16 protein-coding genes are annotated in these 19,454 nt (G+C 59.4%); 6 read left to right on the forward strand and 10 right to left on the reverse strand.

The annotated features are described in order from the left end of the window. Positions 1–40: 40 nt before the first annotated feature. The 4 genes from ACH9L7_RS18015 to ACH9L7_RS18030 all read right to left on the reverse strand — a co-directional run bounded on the left by ACH9L7_RS18015 (position 41) and on the right by ACH9L7_RS18030 (position 3,585). Entirely contained in the window at positions 41–799 is a 759-nt protein-coding gene (locus tag ACH9L7_RS18015) for a creatininase family protein (RefSeq protein ID WP_396613771.1), read from the reverse strand. A gap of 653 nt (positions 800–1,452) precedes the next feature. Further along, positions 1,453–1,929 carry a hypothetical protein gene (locus tag ACH9L7_RS18020; RefSeq protein ID WP_396613772.1) on the reverse strand — a complete coding sequence of 159 codons (477 nt, stop codon included), beginning with the start codon at positions 1,927–1,929 and terminating at the stop codon, positions 1,453–1,455. Next, positions 1,929–2,786, reverse strand: a complete 858-nt coding sequence (locus ACH9L7_RS18025; RefSeq protein WP_396613773.1) for a ParA family protein — start codon at positions 2,784–2,786, stop codon at positions 1,929–1,931. Before ACH9L7_RS18025 ends, ACH9L7_RS18020 begins: the two co-directional genes overlap by 1 nt. Positions 2,787–3,456: 670 nt before the next feature. Then, positions 3,457–3,585 carry a hypothetical protein gene (locus ACH9L7_RS18030; RefSeq protein WP_396613774.1) on the reverse strand — a complete coding sequence of 43 codons (129 nt, stop codon included), beginning with the start codon at positions 3,583–3,585 and terminating at the stop codon, positions 3,457–3,459. Between the two features lie 550 nt (positions 3,586–4,135). Between ACH9L7_RS18030 and ACH9L7_RS18035 the strand changes: the two genes are divergently transcribed. Together ACH9L7_RS18035 and ACH9L7_RS18040 are read left to right on the forward strand one after the other, a co-directional pair. Continuing rightward, a complete protein-coding gene (locus ACH9L7_RS18035) occupies positions 4,136–4,459 on the forward strand; it encodes a tRNA-binding protein (RefSeq protein ID WP_396613775.1) in 324 nt (107 codons plus the stop codon). Between the two features lie 56 nt (positions 4,460–4,515). Further along, positions 4,516–4,938, forward strand: a complete 423-nt coding sequence (locus tag ACH9L7_RS18040) for a hypothetical protein (RefSeq protein WP_396613776.1) — start codon at positions 4,516–4,518, stop codon at positions 4,936–4,938. 67 nt (positions 4,939–5,005) lie between these two features. On the opposite strand, the gene ACH9L7_RS18045 is transcribed toward ACH9L7_RS18040, so the two are convergent. Further along, entirely contained in the window at positions 5,006–6,028 is a 1,023-nt protein-coding gene (locus tag ACH9L7_RS18045; RefSeq protein WP_396613777.1) for a rhodanese-like domain-containing protein, read from the reverse strand. A gap of 115 nt (positions 6,029–6,143) precedes the next feature. Next, positions 6,144–6,431: a PadR family transcriptional regulator gene (locus tag ACH9L7_RS18050; RefSeq protein WP_396613778.1), complete on the reverse strand. Its 288-nt coding sequence runs from the start codon at positions 6,429–6,431 to the stop codon at positions 6,144–6,146. Positions 6,432–6,764: 333 nt separating this feature from the next. Between ACH9L7_RS18050 and glmM the strand changes: the two genes are divergently transcribed. The 3 genes from glmM to glmU all read left to right on the forward strand — a co-directional run bounded on the left by glmM (position 6,765) and on the right by glmU (position 11,005). Next, positions 6,765–8,090 carry a phosphoglucosamine mutase gene (glmM, locus tag ACH9L7_RS18055; RefSeq protein ID WP_396613779.1) on the forward strand — a complete coding sequence of 442 codons (1,326 nt, stop codon included), beginning with the start codon at positions 6,765–6,767 and terminating at the stop codon, positions 8,088–8,090. 262 nt (positions 8,091–8,352) lie between these two features. Further along, a complete protein-coding gene (locus ACH9L7_RS18060; RefSeq protein ID WP_396613780.1) occupies positions 8,353–9,720 on the forward strand; it encodes a succinylglutamate desuccinylase/aspartoacylase family protein in 1,368 nt (455 codons plus the stop codon). Positions 9,721–9,823: 103 nt separating this feature from the next. Then, positions 9,824–11,005 carry a bifunctional sugar-1-phosphate nucleotidylyltransferase/acetyltransferase gene (gene glmU / locus ACH9L7_RS18065; RefSeq protein WP_396613781.1) on the forward strand — a complete coding sequence of 394 codons (1,182 nt, stop codon included), beginning with the start codon at positions 9,824–9,826 and terminating at the stop codon, positions 11,003–11,005. 154 nt (positions 11,006–11,159) lie between these two features. Here glmU and ACH9L7_RS18070 read toward each other — a convergent pair whose 3' ends face one another. After that, the gene (locus ACH9L7_RS18070; protein WP_396613782.1) at positions 11,160–12,869 is read right to left on the reverse strand and encodes an asparagine synthase-related protein; all 1,710 of its coding nucleotides are present in this window, start codon (positions 12,867–12,869) and stop codon (positions 11,160–11,162) included. Between the two features lie 28 nt (positions 12,870–12,897). Beyond that, positions 12,898–14,706, reverse strand: coding sequence for a glutamine--fructose-6-phosphate transaminase (isomerizing) (gene glmS, locus ACH9L7_RS18075; RefSeq protein WP_396613783.1), 1,809 nt, complete (start codon positions 14,704–14,706; stop codon positions 12,898–12,900). A gap of 366 nt (positions 14,707–15,072) precedes the next feature. Between glmS and ACH9L7_RS18080 the strand changes: the two genes are divergently transcribed. Beyond that, positions 15,073–16,092, forward strand: coding sequence for a DsbA family protein (locus ACH9L7_RS18080; RefSeq protein ID WP_396613784.1), 1,020 nt, complete (start codon positions 15,073–15,075; stop codon positions 16,090–16,092). Positions 16,093–16,257: 165 nt separating this feature from the next. On the opposite strand, the gene ACH9L7_RS18085 is transcribed toward ACH9L7_RS18080, so the two are convergent. After that, a complete protein-coding gene (locus ACH9L7_RS18085; RefSeq protein ID WP_396613785.1) occupies positions 16,258–18,225 on the reverse strand; it encodes a hypothetical protein in 1,968 nt (655 codons plus the stop codon). A gap of 55 nt (positions 18,226–18,280) precedes the next feature. Continuing rightward, complete coding sequence (locus ACH9L7_RS18090) at positions 18,281–19,384, reverse strand: ATP-grasp domain-containing protein (protein WP_396613786.1); 1,104 nt, start codon at positions 19,382–19,384, stop codon at positions 18,281–18,283. Positions 19,385–19,454 lie beyond the last annotated feature (70 nt).

The following is a 19,454-nucleotide window of genomic DNA, read 5'->3' on the forward strand; positions in this document are numbered from 1 at the left end:
TGAGCGACACACCGCTGTATTTGAAACTGGGTTCTTTCATTCAGACGGCACTGCGCTCGGTCTTGATGTGCTCGACGTACGCCTCTACGACGTTCTGGAAAATCGTTTCTCCGGCCTCAGCCGTCGCCTCATTCGGATTTCCGAGGACGCCATTTTCCGTGATCGATTTGAATCCCTCGCTGAGCAGACGGGCAGGCGAAATCTCGCCTTCGGGTCCACGTTCGATTTTCTCTGTCTTGACGAGATTCTCGTCGATTGCCAGCACCATCGCCGTCTCAGCGGCTCCGGCGTGAATCACGTCTTGTTCGTACTCGATTCCGGCCTCGCTGAGCCCCTCGTTCAGCAACTGCATGTGTGTGTCGAGATCGGCGAGCGAAATCACTGCGGCCTCGATTTCACGGGCAATCTCGGGGGCAACGGTCTTGACCGGGCCAAAGTTCCCGCCGTGGGTCGGGACGAGAACAATGTATTCGAACCCGTGGTCATCGAGAGACCGGCAGTACGAACGGATTACGTCCATCAACGTCTCGGCTGGAATCGTGATGGTACCCGGGAACTCCATGTGATGGCCTGAACACCCGGGGCGAATCGTCGGTGCGGCGAGGGCATCCCCCAACTCTACCGCGATTCGGCGCGAGAGCTCGTCACCATCCAATGTATCCATATTCAACGGCAGGTGTGGACCATGCTGTTCGATCGAACCGACGGCTACGATTGCCGTCCGCGTTCCGTTTTCCACGGCTGATTCGACCTCTGGCCATACCATCTCCTCAAGACAGACTGACCTGTGAGAAGGCATGTAGCTTAATTATCATGTCGGGTGTGAAAATCTTGTGCTGGTGGCGTACCGATTTACGTAGGTGCTGTTCAGCACTGTTTACGCCTCATTGTCGATACGTGTGGAACAGCTCTTAGATTCGGTTGAGGGCTCCTTCGGGGACCGGACGGAGCACTCCGAATACGAAGCGATAGCCAAGGAACCCGAGATACATACCGATAAATCCGGCATAGTAGAATCCAACGACTGATGAAGACAGTGTCAGTGGGAGACAGAGGGCAGTGATCCCACTTGCAGCGAACAGGGCTGTCTGAAGGGGATTTTCCCGCATGTAGTCTCGGACATCGTACAGTCGAGAGGGAAAGGCTTGGTGTTCAGATAGGTACTGGAACCAAGCACATCCACCAGCGATGAACCCTGCAATCAGTAGGTGAACGAAAGAGATGTCGAACGGCATGTCGAAGAGGATGAATTGAGAGGGTATCCACATGCCTGACGCCCCAAGGAGAAAGTCACGCAAGAGAAGTCTTCGTGAGTTGTCCATTCTGGTATAAGATATCCTTGAGGCACTACTTTATTCTATTTTTGAAACATATACTGACTATAGCGGATGCTCAGTTCGTTTCGAGTGGTTGCTCTTCTCGAGCATCCGTGAGTACGGGTAGTCAGCCCAGCTAGACAGTATCGAGGTCGTAGCCCCACTCTCGGAGCACGCCAGCGATCAACTCCGGATTTCGCTGCGCGACGATCATCGCGGCCTCACGGTAATCGGATTTGTACACGTTCTCTCCGAGGAGTTCTTCGAGCGTATCCTGGAGTTCGGCTTCCCCTTCGATAACCTCCTCTCGAAGGAAGTACGGCACCTGTTCTCGACCTTCGTTTACCTTGTTGCGGCGGAGTTTGTACGGAATCGAATCCATCGTCGGGCGCTGCGACTCCGATTCTGACTCGGCCGCCGCCTCGGAATCGGGGTCCTCGTGCGAGTCCGATTCGGTAGGTTCCGCGGTGGTCGAGGTCGCGGATGCGTCTTCGGTACTCGCATCCTCTGTGTTCACGTCTTCCGGTTGTGCGGCCTCTCGTTCTTCCTCGGGTAACTCTTCCTCGCCCGAGTCGTCGAGACCGGCGTCCCGAGAGCCTGACTTGAGTCCCATTACGCAGTCACCTCGGGTGCGTCAAGCTCCGCCTCTCGTTCGAGGTGCCGCGCGAGTTCGTCGAACTGGTCGAGTGTTTCGAGTTCGTAGTCACGCTTTCTATCGCGGTGCTCTTCGACGTACGTGAAGGGGCTACACTGCTGCTTCCAGCAGCCTTCCATCAGTGACCCGCGTTCGCCGACGACGACCGGAACTGGGAACCCACTCTCGCGGAGTTCGCCGAGGATTTCCCGTTGGTCCCGCGTGTCTCTGTACCCGATAGGGACGACGGACAGCACACCCACGTCGACGTTGATGCTCTGTTCCAGCCCGTCGACGAGGTCATCGAGTCCTTCGATAGACTCCTGTCCTTTCGCAGTCGCCTCGAACGGGATGACCACGTTTCGAACGGCGACGAGCGCGTTGTAGAGAATCGGGCCTGCCTTCCCGGCGGAGTCGACAATGACGACATCGTACTCGTCGCGGACGTTCGCCTCTCGGAGGACGCGGTGGAGTTGGTGGTACATACTGTAGGACTCCCCGAAGTTCTCGGCTTGCTGCTTTTCGTTGAGCAGGAACTCGTGGAGGTCTTCGAGCATGTTGTGCGACGGAATCAGGTCGATTCCATGTTCTACTTCGATAGTCAGGTCGTGGAAGTCGCCTTTTGGCCGACCGACGAGGTGCCGGACAAGATTATCGACGTTCGGGTCGCCTCGGTCGTAGTCGGGACCGAAGAAGTAGGTGAGACTCCCGTTTTGTGTGTCCATGTCGATTACGAGAACGTCGTGTCCGGCGCGCGCGTGGCTCGCCGCGAGCGTCGCAGCGGTCGTCGTCTTTCCGACGCCGCCTGCCTCCGAAACCGGCGCGTACGTGAGCATATCAACAGTAGCGAAGACCATGAATATAAATCTAGGTCAGACGGAATAGCGACAATAGTTGACTATCATGTATGGGTATATGATATAGTTATAGCCCTCAGCTATAGTACTCAACTATTGTATATCGCGGGCTTCTTTAGTTAATGACTCTGCGTGCAACTTCTCGCCAGTTTCAGTACAATTCACATCTGGTTCTCTCTACAGTACCGGTGTAGCATATAGCTACAAAGTATAGTTGAATGGTATAATTGGATGGTATAGTTGAATGGTGTAGTTGTATATCTAGAAGTGAGGAAATTAGGCATCTAAGTGGCTCTCTGCGGTTTCCCACGACAATGGTCGTCCTGTCCCCGATCCTCTCGAAGTCGAATGTGCTGGCTATTCGGGGTTGGTGTGGTGAGGTGATGTGTAGTTAGACCCGTGGCTCAAGAGTGATCGTTTGTGAATATGGCTGTAGGCTATATCTGTGAGATATAGTCATAGAGTATAGTTCGATGGTGTAGAGAGAGAAACTGTTGTTGAGGGTTATCGTTGGACGGTATCGCTGATTGGTACCGAGTTGTACTCGGCGCGGAACCGGTGTGCGAAATGTGTGTATAGTATATCTGGTTGCTATCGTTGAATTATATAGACGAGAAGTATAGCCGAGGAATATAGTCGGGTAGTATAGTTATACACTCTCGTCGATGTGTACCCCTCGCTGTTCGAGGGCTGTGAGGAGGTGTGGAATGTCGCAGGTTCCAACAACGTCGAACACGGTGAGTTGCGGGCGGAACGGGACGTTCGACTCGGTGGTCATCTCGGCACTTCCGGGTGTAGTCCCTCGCCATCGGTTACGTAATAGTTCGCCGTCATGTGGACATTCGGTCAGCTTTCGAACGGTAGCAGTTCAACCGAGTAGCCATCTCGGTCGATTCACCCAGTCGTCTCGACCGAGAGATCGGTAATGGGTGGTAACCCGTCGCTACTCGTGAGGGCGGTCTCTCGAACCCTGCCTCGGCGCACTTCGAACTCGGTCTGTATGATGTAGTCGTAGAGTATAGTTGTGTAGTATAGCTGTAGGGTATAGCTATTGTATGTGGCTCTGTAGGGTGTCTGAAATATGGATTAGTTACTTCGTCCACTGGTGGCCTCAGGGGGTTCGACGAACCGCTCGGTACCCTTCTTGACACTGTACGGAAACTGTCGAGCAAGAAACAACCCCACTCACGTCGTCAAATCCGCTGTGATGGCCGGTCCGGTCGATTCGATTTGCCTGGCCAACTTACGACCTACGTCACGAAGAATGCGAGATATTGTCTAACAACCCCCCGTGGTACTTACCAACAGACCTGCTGTAGAGTTCACGTATGGTCGAATCCCCGTTCGACGTGACGATTCGTGTTGCCACCGTACAGAAAGCAGAGGCGTTTCCCGAAGCGAACAAGCCGAAGATGGTCAAACTCTGGTTGGATCTCGGTGACGAGACGCTCCAATCGGCGGCACAGCTTGGCCACCACCACGAGGTTGACGAACTCGTCGGGTCACAGGTGCTCTGTGCGACGAACTTGGGGTCCGTCCGAATTGCGGGCTTCAAATCGGAGGCACTGACAGTTGGCGTCCCCGGTGCGGATGACAACCCTGTCCTCGTCATCCCGGAGAAACCGGTCCCGAACGGTGGGGCACTGTATTGAATACGGTCCGAAAAACTAGCAATAGAGTAACATTATTCAGTTACGTTCGGTGAACTATGACGTTGCTGGAGTCGCTATCAGTTTGCGACACGGACCAGGCGCGGCGACGGAGAACACTATTTCTCGCCGTCGTGTTGTTTCTCGGCTCAACCACGTTCCTCACCGCAGTTCAGCGGTCCGACGTATTGGTCGGGATTCTTCGGTGGGAGTACCTCGCCGGTAGTCTCGTCGTCGTGAGTGCACTCGTCGCCGTTGGCGACGGTGGACTGTGGCGGGCCTGGGCAGTTACGTTCGCTCTCGCAGCAGGGTTCGGGATTCACCTCGGTGGAATCGGCGTCACCGGCAAGACGCCCGGGCTGTTCTTTCGAGTGGTGTGGGCCGCTATCGTTGGAGTCGTCACTGCGACGACCCTCGGGGTGCTCGGCGGTTCAGCCGGTCTCGGAATCCGTCGATTGTCTGCAAAGGGAGGGCGTCAGTAAGAGCAGGGTGTGTTCATCAGTTACGTAGCCATCGCGACTCGGCGGGTGCGCACTCGCAACTGCACGCTTAGAACTCCCACTGCCACGCGTACGACTCGCTACTCGTCGTGTTGTTGGTCGTGGAGTTCGTCGTCGAGGTGGTCGTACTCGTCGAAGTCGTCTTCGTCGCCGTCGCTGGCGACCCAGTCTCAGCGGTGACGGTCCCGCTCGTCAACTCACCGAGCGGTGCTTGGATGGCGTAACTGGGCGTCTCGATTTGAATCGTACTCTGCGCGTCGACCTGCACGAACTTTAGTTCGAGCGTGTACGAGCCGTCGGCGTTGATCTCGGTGGCCTCGACCTGGTCGGTTCCCGGGTGGAACGCCCAGGCCGTCTCACCGGCGTCGCTCCGATTGGTCTTTCCTTCGATTGTCCGAACCGTGTAGTCTCGGTTCGTATCGGTCCCTGCGAGCGGGTAGTTGCGGTCGAGCCAGGACTGGAAGCCTTCGTCGATAGCGTAGACTTCCTCGTAGCCAGTTGCGAGCAACATCGCCGCCCGAAGCGAGGACAGGTGGTGCGGACAGTGACAGTACGTCACGACCCTGTCAGCCTTGTTCCAGTCGTCGGTGGGGTCGAACTTGCGACCGTCGGGCGCAGGGCTGAGGACCGACCCGAAGATGTGGGACACGTCGTAGCCGGTTTCGCTGCGAGCGTCGACGAAGCGCGCTTCCCCACGCGCGTACCAGTAGTACGCATCTTCAATCGGAACGAGCGGAACCTCGACGGTTACGTCGTGGACCTCACGACGTAGCGTCTCGTAGGAACTCGTGTCGATTTCTCGCTTCTCCGGCACGGTGTCGAACTCCGGCGGGTAGCCGTCGGAGGGATTCGTGTCCTTCGGCAGGTCGTCGCCTTCACGCGGGCCCTTCATCTGGTTTTCGGGTGCGGCGGTCGCCGTCTTCGTCGCCGTTTTTGTCTCCGTCTTGGTTGCAGTCGCAGTCGTCGTGGTCGTCTCCTCAGACGCGCTGCTGGAACACCCTGCGAGTCCCGCAAGCGTTGCTGCACCGGTCAACTGGAGGAACCGCCGTCGGCTTGACTGTCGTTCTGTCATCGCCAGGGCATTGCGCTCAACTGGTGTTTATTATATGCAGAGTAAGCGAATTCCCTCCGAAACGGCTGATATTGTTCCGCTCAACTGTTGACAATCCGTTTTCACGAAACGGCGGTCAGGCAGATTGTTTCACGTAGCGCTTTTCCCACCGTCGGCGATTTCGGACTGCCTTCTGTCCTTCCTCCGTAAGGGAATATTCGTTCGTGCGCCCGTCTCGACTTCCCTTCTCGATAAGACCGCTGTCGACTAACTCGTTGAGATTCGTGTACACTCGTCCGGCGAGGAGACTACGCCCCTGTGTCTTTTCGAGTTCAGACTTAATCGCCTGACCCGAAGAGTCGTCCATTCCACTCACAACGAAGAGCAAGTCGCGTTGAATCGCGGTCAATTCGTGTACATCCATGGTTGAAGGACACGGCCTACCACCACATGAACTACCCAGATTGTTGCTCCGCTTAAGTGTCTCTCTAAGCCTCGAAACGGTCGTTTTCGAGCTATTACCTCCTCCCAAAATCCGTGAGAACGGCATTCTAGCATCCCGATAGTAATGTAGTTACCTGATAATTGTCCACGTGGGTCGTCACACACCGTTCCCCCTCCGGTACGTGCCGACCTAGAACCGAGGTTGTCTGGGAAGCCCGAACCTGTCACTGCACGTGACTGGGACGATTTCCCTCTCCACTTCTTCTCCTTTACTCATGTCATAGTAACTAGTGGGGCGTCCTTCTGCGGAGGCATGTTCGGAACGAGCGGTGTTCGTGGAACAGTTGGTGAAGACGTGACGGCGGATTTAGCGGTCGCAATCGGGCGTGCACTCGGAAGTGAGGGATACGACCGCGTAGTCGTTGGACGCGACGCCCGAGAGAGCGGTGTCATGCTCGAACACGCACTTACGGCGGGTCTGCAGGAGTGCGGAACCGACGTGATTCGCGTCGGCGTCAACCCCACGCCGACGGTCGCGCGGGCCGCCGAGTGGTTGGACGCCGACGCCAGCGCGGTCGTAACCGCCTCACACAACCCTCCTACGGACAACGGTGTGAAGTTGTGGACGCGGGCGGGACGCGCGTTCGGTCCCGAGCGACGCGAGGCAATCGAACGACGGGTTCGGAACGAAGCGTACGAGCGCGCGGCATGGGACACCGTCGGAACCGACCGACGAACCGCCGTTTCCGACCGCCACCGGCGGGTGCTCCGGTCGAGTGTCCAACTCGAAGCATGCCCCTCCGTCGTCGTCGATATCGGAAACGGAACGGGGCGACTTACGGCCGACGTGCTCGCAGACCTCGGGTGTACCGTCTCGACGCTCAACGGGCAGCGAGACGGCCGATTCCCTAGCCGGCCGAGCGAACCGACCGCCGAGACGTGTCGAGACCTTCGGACGCATGTCGCCGAAACCGATGCGGACCTCGGAATCGCCCACGACGGCGACGCAGACCGGATGATGGCGGTCGACGGAGACGGGACCTTCGTCGACGGCGATACCCTCCTCGCCTTGTTCGGCCGCGAAGCGGCGTCGGCGGACGACCGAATCGCGGTGCCGGTGAACACGAGTCTCGCCGTCGACGATGCGCTCGAAACGGTCGGCGCGTCCGTCGTCAGAACACGTGTCGGCGACGTGTTCGTCGCCGAGAAGTGCGCGGAACCGGATGTCGTCTTCGGCGGTGAACCCTCCGGAGCGTGGGTCTGGAGCGACGAAACCCCGTGTCCAGACGGTCCACTCGCGGCCTGCAAACTCGCCGAACTCGTCTCGAAACGCGGGCCGCTCGCAACCCTCGTCGCCGAAATCGACACGTATCCCCTCCGCCGCGAAAGTATCGAGACGGACGACAAAAGCCGTGTTCTCGACCGAGTCAACGCGCTCGTGCGCGAGAAATACGACGACATCGACGACCGAGATGGCGTTCGTGTTGCCACCGACACCGGATGGTTCCTCGTTCGCGCCAGTGGAACGCAACCCCTGATCCGTGTCACTGCAGAGGCGCGCACTGATGGCGATACGGACTGCCTTTTCGACGAGGCGATGGCACTCGTCGAACAGGCGACCGGGGCCCGTCCTGCATAACGACTCCTGCTTTCTCCCTCTCCTCTCCCTTTTTTCTCCCCCATCTCCTCCTTCTCCTCTTCCCTACCTTCTTTCTCTCCCACCTTCTTTCTCTCCCACCTTCTTTTTCCTCTCCCCACCCTCTCCGGCATGTTTTTGGTATTTTCTACTCGATGAATGTCTATTCTCAGGCCTTGAGAAGTCAACTCATGGGTATTTCAATGCTGTTTATGTGAAGGCTGACACTCTCAGTATAGTCTAACGTTCTTCTATTTGTAGAATTATGACAACGAAATTTACTCGCCGGAGATTTATGACTGCCGCAGGTGGCATCACGTTCCTCGGTTCGGTCGGTACTCGGACTGTGGCTGCAGGTTTCAGTCCGGGTGTCGTCGGAACGGCACCGTCACTTCAGAACTGCCTGTATCCCACGATGGGGACCGACGAGACGAACCCCACGCTCGTCGTCTACGTGAATTTCCTCTCGGAAGCATCGCAGTACTTCGTCCAGCACAACCTCGAAGACATCGTTCGTGAGTACGTCCTCCCGGGGTACCTCAACATCGAACTTCGGTTCTTATCGTACCAACCCGGTTCACCCGACGAGTATCTCGCCGGCGACGACGAGGGTGAGGCTCGCGCCGCCCGCGCCGCACACGGCGTCTGGCACGTCGAACCCGAGAACTTCTGGACGTTCTTCGAGTTCATGTTCTGGAACTTCACGACCAAGACCTACACCCACGCCCGATTGGAGTCCTACATGGACCAGGCGGGCGTCCGGAACATCACCCAAATCGCCAACCGCGCCTACGAGGACCGCTACGACGGCCTCGTCCGCTCTGCAACCGAGGAAGCCGTTCGGTACAGTATCTCGGGCGAACCACGCGTCCGCCTCCTCCGGGACCACAAGAACGGCAATTACAGTGATATCCTCGGCTGGATTCGCACCCGTCTCGACAGAGTCACCGCCGGAAGCGTCGAGACTTACTCACTCCTCCCGGGAACCGAGTACGAGACGTCGGTCTACGTCATCGACTCGGGCAAGCCCGGCCCGACGGCGTTCGTCGTTGGTGGGGTACACGGTGAGGAACCCCAGGGGTACACCGCCGCAGAGTACATGACGCGTTTCCGCCCGACCGGCGGGAAACTCGTCGTCGTTCCGTGGGCGAACCGCCCCGCCGTCGATATCGGTGCGCGGTACACCGAAGACGGCGACCTGAACCGCCAGTTCCCCACCGGGTCAGAGCCGACGAGCACGCTCGCACGGGCGCTCTGGGACGAACTCGTCTCGCACGACCCGGATGTCGTCGTCGACCTCCACAGTTCGAGCGGCATCTACAAACACGACGGCAAGGTCGGACAGGCCATCTTCCCGACCCGGGCGACCCCCGAGAACGCCGTCGACGCCTGTGACCTCGTCAACGACTACTACATCGGGCTTTCGGAGTACCCGTCGTACTACGACTTCGACTGCGGGAACTCTCTCGACGGGTCGCGGCCGCTTCTCATCCATAAGGTGTACGGCGACCTCCACCTTCCCGGGTACCTCGTCGAGACGACGCGCAAGGATACTCACCTCCAAGATGCCGTGATGTGGCAAGTCGCCGTCGCGCGCGACCTGCTCTGGCAGCACGGCATGCTGTTCGGATGACCCTCGTCTACGCCGGTCCTAAATCGTTCTACGGTCGGTGTTTCAGTTCTCTTGGGCGCTTATTTAGCGTATAATAACACCCGTCGTTCCAGTAGGACAGCCTATGCAAGCTATCGTACTCGCCGCCGGGAAGGGTACCCGAATGAAGCCACTCTCGAACGAGATTCCCAAGCCGATGCTCACCGTTGCGGGAAGGCCCATCGCGGCCCATACGGCCGATGCGGCGGTCGATGCTGGTGTCAACGAACTCGTGTTCGTCGTCGGATTCGGCGAACAGAAGGTCCGAGAGTACTTCGGGTCGACCTATCGCGGCGTGCCGGTCTCCTACGTGGTCCAGGAGGAACAACAGGGGACCGCCGACGCCGTCCGGGCAACGAAAGAACACATCGACGGTCCCTTTGCGGTTCTCTACGGAGACAATCTCTACGACCCCGACGGAATCTCCAAATTGTTCGAGGCCGCCCCGAGTATCGCCTCATTTCGCGTCCCCAATCCTTCGAATTACGGCGTCCTGACGGTTGAAGACGGCGCAGTGGTCGAGATTATCGAGAAACCCGACGCGCCGGAAAACGACCTCGTCAACGGTGGCGCGTACGTCTTCCCCGAAGAAGCGCGAGACATGCTCGACGTGCCTGTGAGCGAGCGCGGCGAGCGCGAACTCACGGACGTACTCGACCGAGTTATCGAGCGGTTCACCGTCTCACCGGTCATCCTCAGGCGCTGGATGGACGTTGGTCGGCCGTGGGAATTGCTCGAAGCGAACGAGTGGAAACTCGGCGCACTTGAGCGCCGCGTCGAAGGCGAGGTAAGCGAGAACGCGAAAATTCAGGGAACGGTCGTCGTCGAGGAGGGTGCGACTGTGCGCGGCGGCAGCGTCGTCGAAGGACCTGCGTACATCTCCGAGGGCGCGACTGTCGGGCCGAACGCCTACATCCGCGGAAGTACGTTCGTCGGCCCCGACGTTCACGTCGGCCACGCAGTCGAGATTAAAAACAGCGTGCTCTTCGACGACACCAACGTCGGTCATCTCTCGTACGTCGGTGACAGCGTCGTTGGGCGCGATGTCAACTTCGGTGCGGGGACGAACGTCGCGAACCTCCGCCACGACGGCGAGGACGTGACGGTTCGGGTCAAAGGCGAAGCCGTCTCGACCGGTCGGAAGAAGTTCGGTGTCGTGGTCGGCGACGATGTCAAGACGGGCATCAACACTGCACTCAATGCGGGAGTAAAGCTCTCGGAAGGGTCGCAGACGGCACCCGGTGAGACTGTGACGCGCGACCGATAGACTTCGAGGACGAACTGTTCTGAGTCTTCGAGGCCAAATCGTTTCGAGTCTTTTGAGGCCGAGGACGAGTCGTTTTGAGTCGCGTCGCTATCGAGTTCAGGCCGACACCCGCATTTTTCACGCCGAGTACGGACAGAGAAGCAGGCCGGTCAGGTCAGAGGTCCGTGAGGAGTTTCGACGGCGGACACAGCACGTCGTTCGGCGTGAGGAGGGTCTCTTCGGTAGCGGAGTTCATCCACGTCGTGATGTCGTTGATGCGGAGTTTGACCCTGACCGGAAGTTCGTGGATACTGGGGTACCCCGGGAAGAGTTTGCGGTCGAGTTCGTTCTTGGCGTACTGTGCTTCCATGTCCGGCCACGGTGCGCTGAACGGTTCGACACCGGGAAGCTTCCGTCGCAGAAACTTCTCTATCTGATTTTTCCGGAACGAGTGGTGCGGCCGGTCCGGCGGGCGGTGCCGGAAGATGTCCGGGTTCAGTTTTCGCATCGCCTGCTTCATCGTCTCCGTGTTCCGCTTTTCCGGCGGCGTCTTCAGGTGCCAGTCGATGAGTTCGGCGTCGGCCGCGACGAACGACTCGATGTAGTTGTCGGACAACTCGAAGTGGAACGGAAGCGTCGGCTGATTTTGGATGCCGATGAGCGCGATGCTGTCGTAGACGTTGTCGTACCGGTCGGACCACTTGTCGAGTTGCTCCTCAACGACTTCGTCGATGAACTCCATGCTCGTGTCGAACTCGTCGTAGCACTCTGGAAAGACGTGGTCGCACGCCGGATGGTAGCCGAACTTCGACGACAACACCTTGGTTACGTCCGGGTCCGGGTCGAGTCCCTGCAGTGGGAATTTGTTTCCGAGGACGTTGATGACGTTCCGCGGGAGGAAGTGACCGCGCAGGAGCGTATCGAAGAACAGTCCGTGGAAGATGGTGTCGGCGTCAATCTTGTCGTCGCACCCCGCGTGGTGGACGTGGACCGATTCGCGCGTTCCGAGCGAGTACTTGATAACGTCCTCGTCGACGTTGAGGTAGTCGTCGTTCGCCACGAGCGTCTCGTGGTCGGCACCGTACTGGTGTGCGATGTTGCGGGCGACGACCACTTCGGGGTGATTGGGCGTCCCGAGCGTGTAACACACGTCGATTCCGGAATGTTGTGCGACGATGGAACGGGAGTCGTAGCCGCCGCTCAGGAGCAGGCCCTGTTTTCCGGGATAATTAGAGCGCCGGGCGATGGCGCGTTCGAGACGAGAAGCGAGTTCGTCGACGTAGTCGAACTCCTCGGGGTCGGCGGGGTCGTAGACGAATCGAGAGAGCGTCCCCGATTCGTCGGCCGTGATGTAGCCGTCGAACGGGACCGTTCTGAGTTCGTTGAAGACGGTCCGGTCGTCGACGACGACGCCCATGTGGACGTATTCGAGCAGGCCACGGGTATCGACTTCCGTGTGTGGAACCGCGGAGACGACCCGCCGCGGATTCGTGCCGAAAACCCGTCCGCTCGGGGTGTCAGCGTAGAAGCACTGCCACGTCCGGACGGGGTCGGTCGCGACGATTGCCTCGTCGCCGAGTTCGACGAACGCCAGAAACGACCCGTTGAGTTCGGAGAACGCTTCGGTTCCGACTTCCTCGTATCGGTCGAGCGTGTACTCGGCGAGCGGGGTCGATACGTCGTCTGGTGGCAGAATCTCCCCCCAGAGGACGCAGCACCCACGCTCGTCGCTGTAGGTCGCCGACCGACCCGGGAATCCGAGTGCCGGGTCGCGAATGGCAACAGTCGCATTTGGCCCCTCGGAAACCCAGTCGAAACTCGACCGGGACGCGAGGTTGTCGAACGTGCCATCGTCTTCGAGGACGCCAAACAGTTCTTTCTTCATCGTTCGAAGATTCGAGATTCGGTCGGGTTCATTCGACAGTGACGCTCTTCGCAAGGTTCCGTGGTTTATCGATAGCGCGGTCTAATTCAGTTGCACAGTAGTACGACAGCAACTGCAACTGGACGTTCGCGAGGAGGTTCGAACAGACCGGGTGCATATCCGGCACCGAGAGGTGTTCGTCCGCCGTGTCCACGATTCTGTGGTCGGACGGAGAGATAGCGACAATCGGCGCGCCTCGCGTCTGGGCCTCCTTCGCGTTCGTCACCGTCTTCTCGCAGTCGTCCGCACAGATTGCGAACACCGGCGTCTGGTCGGTGACGAGTGCGAGCGGCCCGTGTTTGAGTTCGCCGGACGCGAATCCTTCGGCGTGCTCGTAGGTAATCTCCTTGAACTTGAGCGCGCCCTCCTTGGCGACCGAACAGCCGAGTCCCCGGCCGATGAAGAAGTACGCGTTCATATCGAGGTACTTCTCGGCCAGTCGGGAGGCGTTGCTCGACTGGAGGATGCCGTCGACGGCACCGGGGAGGTCTTGCAGGTCCGAAAGGAGTTGGTCGATGTTGTCGACGCGGGTGGCCTCGTCGTTGACGCGGGCGAGATGCTGGCTCAGCATCGTGAGCATCACCGTCTGTGAGGAGAACGTCTTCGTCGCGGCGACGCCGATTTCCGGTCCTGCACGGATGTACAGCGGTTCGTCGGCCTCTCGCGCGGCGGTCGATTGCACGACGTTCGTGACGGCGAGCGTCGAGACACCGGCCTCTTTGGCCTGTCGGAGTGCCCCGAGCGTGTCTGCCGTCTCACCGCTCTGCGTGACGGCCACGAAGAGTGTGTCCTCCGGCGGCGTCCCGGTGTTGAGGTCGTACTCGCTGGCGCGAATGGCGCGGGCCGACACGTCACACCGGTTCAGCAGACTCGCCCCGAAGAGCGCCGCGTGGTACGACGTTCCACACCCAACGAGTTGTACGTTGTCGATGCTGGTGAGGTCCATGTCGATGTCGAGATTCGTCCGCTCGCCACCGATGTCGAGGCGACCCTCGATGGTCTTTTGCAGTGACGTGGGCTGGGTGTGAATCTCCTTGAGCATGAAGTGCTCGTACTGACCCTTTCCGGTCTCGTCGGGTTGCCAGTCGACCTGCTCTATCTCGCGTTGGACATACTCGTCGTTCCCGTCGACGATGTCGACGCCGTCCGCTCTGACTTCGACAGTGTCGCCGTCCTGGAGGTAGACGACGCTGTCCGTGTAATCGAGGAACGCCGGAACGTCGCTGGCGAGGTAGTAGCCGGTATCGTCGACACCGAGGACGAGGGGCGACCCCTGACGGGCCGCGTAGATGGAGTCGTTCCCGTCGACGACGACAGCGATGGCGTAGCTCCCTTCTAGGTCCGCTATCGCGTGTTTGAAGGCGGCCAGCGGCTCGTTCCCGCGGTCGAGGTAGTACGCGATGAGGTTCGGAATGACCTCGGTGTCCGTCTCGCTCGTGAACTCGTAGCCTTCGGCGGTCAGGATGTCCTTGATGGTCTCGTAGTTCTCGATGATACCGTTGTGGACGACCGCGACGCGGTTGCGCTGGTCAGTGTGGGGGTGTGCGTTCTCGTCGCTCGGCGGGCCGTGGGTACTCCAGCGGGTGTGACCGATGCCGAGCGTCGCGCTGCTTTCGACGGTATCGATGGTGTCCTTGAGGTCCGAAACCTGTCCGGAGCACTTCCAGACATCGAGCCCATTCCCGTTTTTCACGGCGACGCCCGCGGAGTCGTAACCGCGATATTCGAGCTTTTCGAGCCCCGTCACGAGGGGGCCGAGCGCTCGCTTGTCGCCAACGTGCGCAATAATACCACACATGTTAGAACACCGCCGTATACGGGTCGGTGTCTCGACTGCGGGCTGAGAATGCGGGAGTCGCACGGGTCGATTCGAGTACGTTCGTCTGCGTGGATGGGTGATGCTGTTGTGTCATGGCTTTCGGGGTACAGGCGGGCGACAGGTTGCCCCTGCAAGTCCCATGCGATGAAAGTCCCATTACTATAGACGCGCTAAGACGTGGCTGCCGGGCCAACCGCAGGTTAAACCCCGCTAAGTCAGGCGATATTCGAAGCGACGACGCGCGGGTACGTATTCCCCGATTTCACCGCGTTTTGGCACTCAGAAACAGTCGAAGGAAGACTTACACGGCCGATAATAATGGCTGTCAGGCCCTGCCTGTGTTGTATGGCCGACCGGAAGGTACACAGACGACGATTGCTCGGACTGTCGGGCGCTGCCGCCGTGGCAGCACTCAGTGGCTGTGCAAGTTTCGCACAGGATGCGAGTTCCGGGCAACCGAAGACGCCTGAATCGACGCCAACACGGACACCGGGCGAGACAACGCAATCCAAGACGACGACAACCAACGCGACGGCTGACGACGAGACGGCCGACGGCGGGACGGACGCCGAACTGCGTCCGCAGACGATTGACGAACCGCAGTTCGATGTCTCGGCGGCCCCGCTCACTACGAAGTCGCCGAAGCCGCGATATCCGACGCTCGGAACGGCGGACACGACCCTAACCATCTACGGGAACTGGAAGTGCCCGTACACACAGGAGTTCGTTAGAGAGCAACTCGGCGGGTTAGTTGAGGAGTTCGTCGCCACCGGTGACGTCGCAATCGAGTATCGGAACGTCGCGTACGCCGGTGGAGAACCACACCTCGGGGCAGATGCACCGAGAGCGGCGGAGGCTGGCCTCGCGGTCTGGGATATCGACCCGCAGTCGTTCTGGACGTACTTCGCCTACGTCTTCGCCAACCAACCGCAGGAGCGGTACGAGTGGGCGACGACCGACACGCTCGTCCGACTGGCAGAGCGCGCCGGCGTCGACGGAACCGACCAGATTCAACGCGCAATCCGCGCTCGAACCTACGCCCAGAGTGTTCAGCTATCGGCCAAACAAGCCACCGAAATCGGCATCACCACCGTTCCGCGCGTCGTCTACGACGGAGAGACGACTGCGCCGACGGTCAACCCCGATAAAACCAGACGACAGTTCGAGGAGGCGGCCTCCAGTGGGTCGTTCTCCGGCGGCGACGCTGACGGAAATACGACGACTACGAGTGAGTTTGGCTCGGGCGACGACGGGAATACGACGACTACGAGCGAGTTTGGCTCGGGCGACGACGGGAATACGACGACTACGAGCGAGTTTGGCTCCGACGATTCGGACGATTCGGACGACGACTTCTCTCAGTAAACAATCCCGGTTGGGACTCGGTGTCTCTCGGTTTTGACGACCGTCCCGACACTGGGACACGTTTCGATTGGTCGCCACTTACCTGTTTTTCGGTTGTCGAGCAATCGAAGAAATACCGCAGGCGGCGAAGAAATACCGCAGACGGGAAGTAGAACGCGAAGTCAGTCAGGAACCCGGCAGGGTACAAATCGTGACTTGGCCGTTCGAGTAGACATAGTTCGTCGTCGTCGGACAGACGGCAGTCTTCGACGGATCGAGGTTCTGAACGGTCTCGCTTTCGCTCTTTTCGAAGTACGATGCGCTCTGGGACTGGTAGGACCGATACGCGTTGAGACCCTGCGGTATCGGTCGATTGCCCTCTGCGGGTAACGGTTCAGCGGGATACGCGTTTGTCCGTTCCCACACTGTCCCGTACGGCAGATCGGTGTAGAGTTCACTGCCCTCGCCAGTCGGACGAGCGGACCCGAACGTCTCGATGGCAGCGAGTTCCTGGTCGGTGTACGAGAGCCGTTCGTGTTGGTCCGAGAACACCGGACTGTCCATCGCCCCGTCGTTCGACATGATCATCACGTTCGGATAGACCAGCATGAACAGGAGCAAGACGACGCCGACGACCTTGAGCGACATCCGGTTCGAGAGGTGGCGGAAGCCGACGACGCCGATGATGGCGAGCAGGGCGTAGAGGAAGCCAATCCAGCGCCCGGGGACGAAGCTCTCGATGCCGAAAAGCGGGAGCCCGAGGATGACGAACAGCATCACGACGATAGCACCGACGAAGGTGTAGGTCGTCTGCGTCGCCCGCGACCGTTTGAGAACGGTCAGACACCCGACGATGCCGGCGAAGATGAGAAGCAGGAACCCTGCTTCGGTGACGTACGTCGAGAGCTGTGAAAAGAGCGTTTGACCGGCGCTTCCGGTCGCACCGGAGGCACCGGCCGAACCACCGCTTCCGCCGACACCGCTCAGGAACCCGGCGTTGAACAGGTTCACGTAGAGGTAGCTGAGGACCGTTTCGAGGAAGGTATCACCCTTGTAGGGGGTCAGCGACCACGTGAACACGATGAGGCCGACGTTGAACCCCACGAGACCGGCGAGGTTCACCGGGTTTGACCCGCCGCCTCTGAACGAAAGCGGGTCCGGATTCTCGGTGAAGAAGTCGAACTGAAGCAGTACCTGCGCGACGAATCCCGACAAGAGCAACACCAGCATGATAAACGACGAGACCTGGTGTGTCAGGATGACCGCGGTGCTGAAAAGCACGAGCAGGCCGAAGTCGCGCCATCGTTCGCTGGCGTGCGTAATTCGGACGAGGCTGTACAGACACGCGAGGAAGAACAACAGTCCCATGCTCGTCGGGATGAGGTGGATACCCCACCGGACGACTTGGTCGCCCATCGCGTAGAGCGCGGCGGCCGCGAGCGACCACCGAAGCGGGATGAGCAACCGGGCGGTACCGTAGACGAAAAGCGGGACGAGCGGCATCACGACGCCGAGCGAGAGATACAGCGCGTTCCGTAGCGACAGGTTTAGCAGGTGCGTAGCTGCGGCAGCGACCAGGTGGAAAAGCGGCGACGCGTAGTACTTGATGTCGTTGATGGCCGAAATCGAATCCGCTTCGAGAACCATCTCGACGAAGGTCGTGTGCGACCAGATGTCGATTCCGATGTAGCCGCTCGTCGTGTAGAGTGCGGCAAAGCGGACGACGAACGCGTATACGATGACCTGCGAGAGGAGGACGCTCGGGCGGAGCTCTTCGTCGGGTGAGAGGAGTATCTGGCCGAGCAAGAGGACGCCGACGACGCCGCCGATGTCCATGAACAGGATGCTTCTTTCGCCCTGCAACGCGGCGGCGAGGACCATTGCGGCGAGTCCGAAGAAGACGCTGACTGAGAGAAGTCTGGTGAGCGTCGGCGTCAGCGTCGGGAGTCCGTTCGTCGTCCCTGTTCCTCGGGCCGCCAGTAGATACAGCACGCAGCCGACTCCGAGGAGTATCGGGAGCGTTACGATGAAGATTTGTGACGAGAGGAATCGCAGGGGAAACAGTCCGATGGCGAGAACGAGGCCAACGACCGCTGTGAGTACGTCGAGCTCTGCTCGTTGTAATCGGTCGTAGAGTGTTGAAACCGGATTCATATGTTGAACATAGTTGTGGGCGAAGCCGGAGTGTGGTGCCGACTCGACAGCACGATTAAATCGTCGTCGACTCCTTGTCCGTGGAGTAGAACACTACCTGGTAGTTCTGTGCTGTGTGGACTCCCCATTCGATGTCGACTTCCGGGAGTTCGTGGCCGAGCGCGTACTGCACGCCGAGTGCGGGCATGTTCACGCCCGCGCCGACACACGCGGAACTCGACTCCGAGAGGCGCGGGTTGACCTCGACCAATTTCGGTCGGTCGTAGGCGTCGAGTTTGAACTGGAACGTGGCGTTGTACTCCAGACCGAGCGCCGCGCTGAGTTCGCACGAGTACCTGATGAGTTCGGGGTGCTCTTCGACGGTACTCTTGACGAAGCCCGTGTCGTGCGTCTCGTTGTGAGTGCGAGAGACGACCACCGGAACGTCATCTTTCCCGGCCAGCACGTCCACGCAGTACTCCTCTCCGGGGAGGTACTCCATGACGACGAGGTTCGGAAACTCCGGCGTCTCTTCGAGGACGGGCAGTACGTCTTCGAGGTTGGTGACGATGCTGCTGGGCTTTTTGTCCATCAGAACGCCGAAGCGGTCCGTCTCCGGGTCGAGGATTCGCAGGCCACGCATTCCGCTCCCAACGGGCGGCTTGAAGCAGACGCTCCGGTTGGGGTAGCCGAGTGCGTAGACCGCATCGACGAACTCCTCGCAGGTCGAAACCCGATAGAACTCGGGAACGACGGGGTGGACCTGTTTGACGAGTGTACCGTAGAGTTGCCCCTTGTCGCATGCAGTAGCGAGCGATTCGGGGTCCGCAACCATCACCTCGGCTCCGAGTTCTTCGAACGCCGGTTTCGCATCGGCGAGTGGCTGGAGTTCCGCCGGAACGAGTGGAAGCACCACGTCGACCTCCTCGCGCCGAGTGATATCCTTCAGCGCCGGGATGAACTCCTCGCTGTCGCCGGGCGGCACGGTTTCCGCCGTGTCGACGAGGCTGAATCCGCACGCGTCGGAGTCGGAGTCGACACCGACCACGTGAGCGTCGAAGGCATCGGTTTGGCGGAGTGCCCTGATGATGGTCGACGTGGCGGGGAACCCAACGCCGGTCACGAGGACAGTCACGTCCCCGTCTTGCTTCGAAGGTCGATCTGTATCCAGCAGTGTCATCAGCGAATGTGGTACTCTGTACGACCCTTATTATGTAGTAGATAAAGTGCCTGAGACGCCGAAATTCGAC

The organism is Haloferax sp. S1W, from assembly GCF_044593955.1.
Classification (GTDB): domain Archaea; phylum Halobacteriota; class Halobacteria; order Halobacteriales; family Haloferacaceae; genus Haloferax.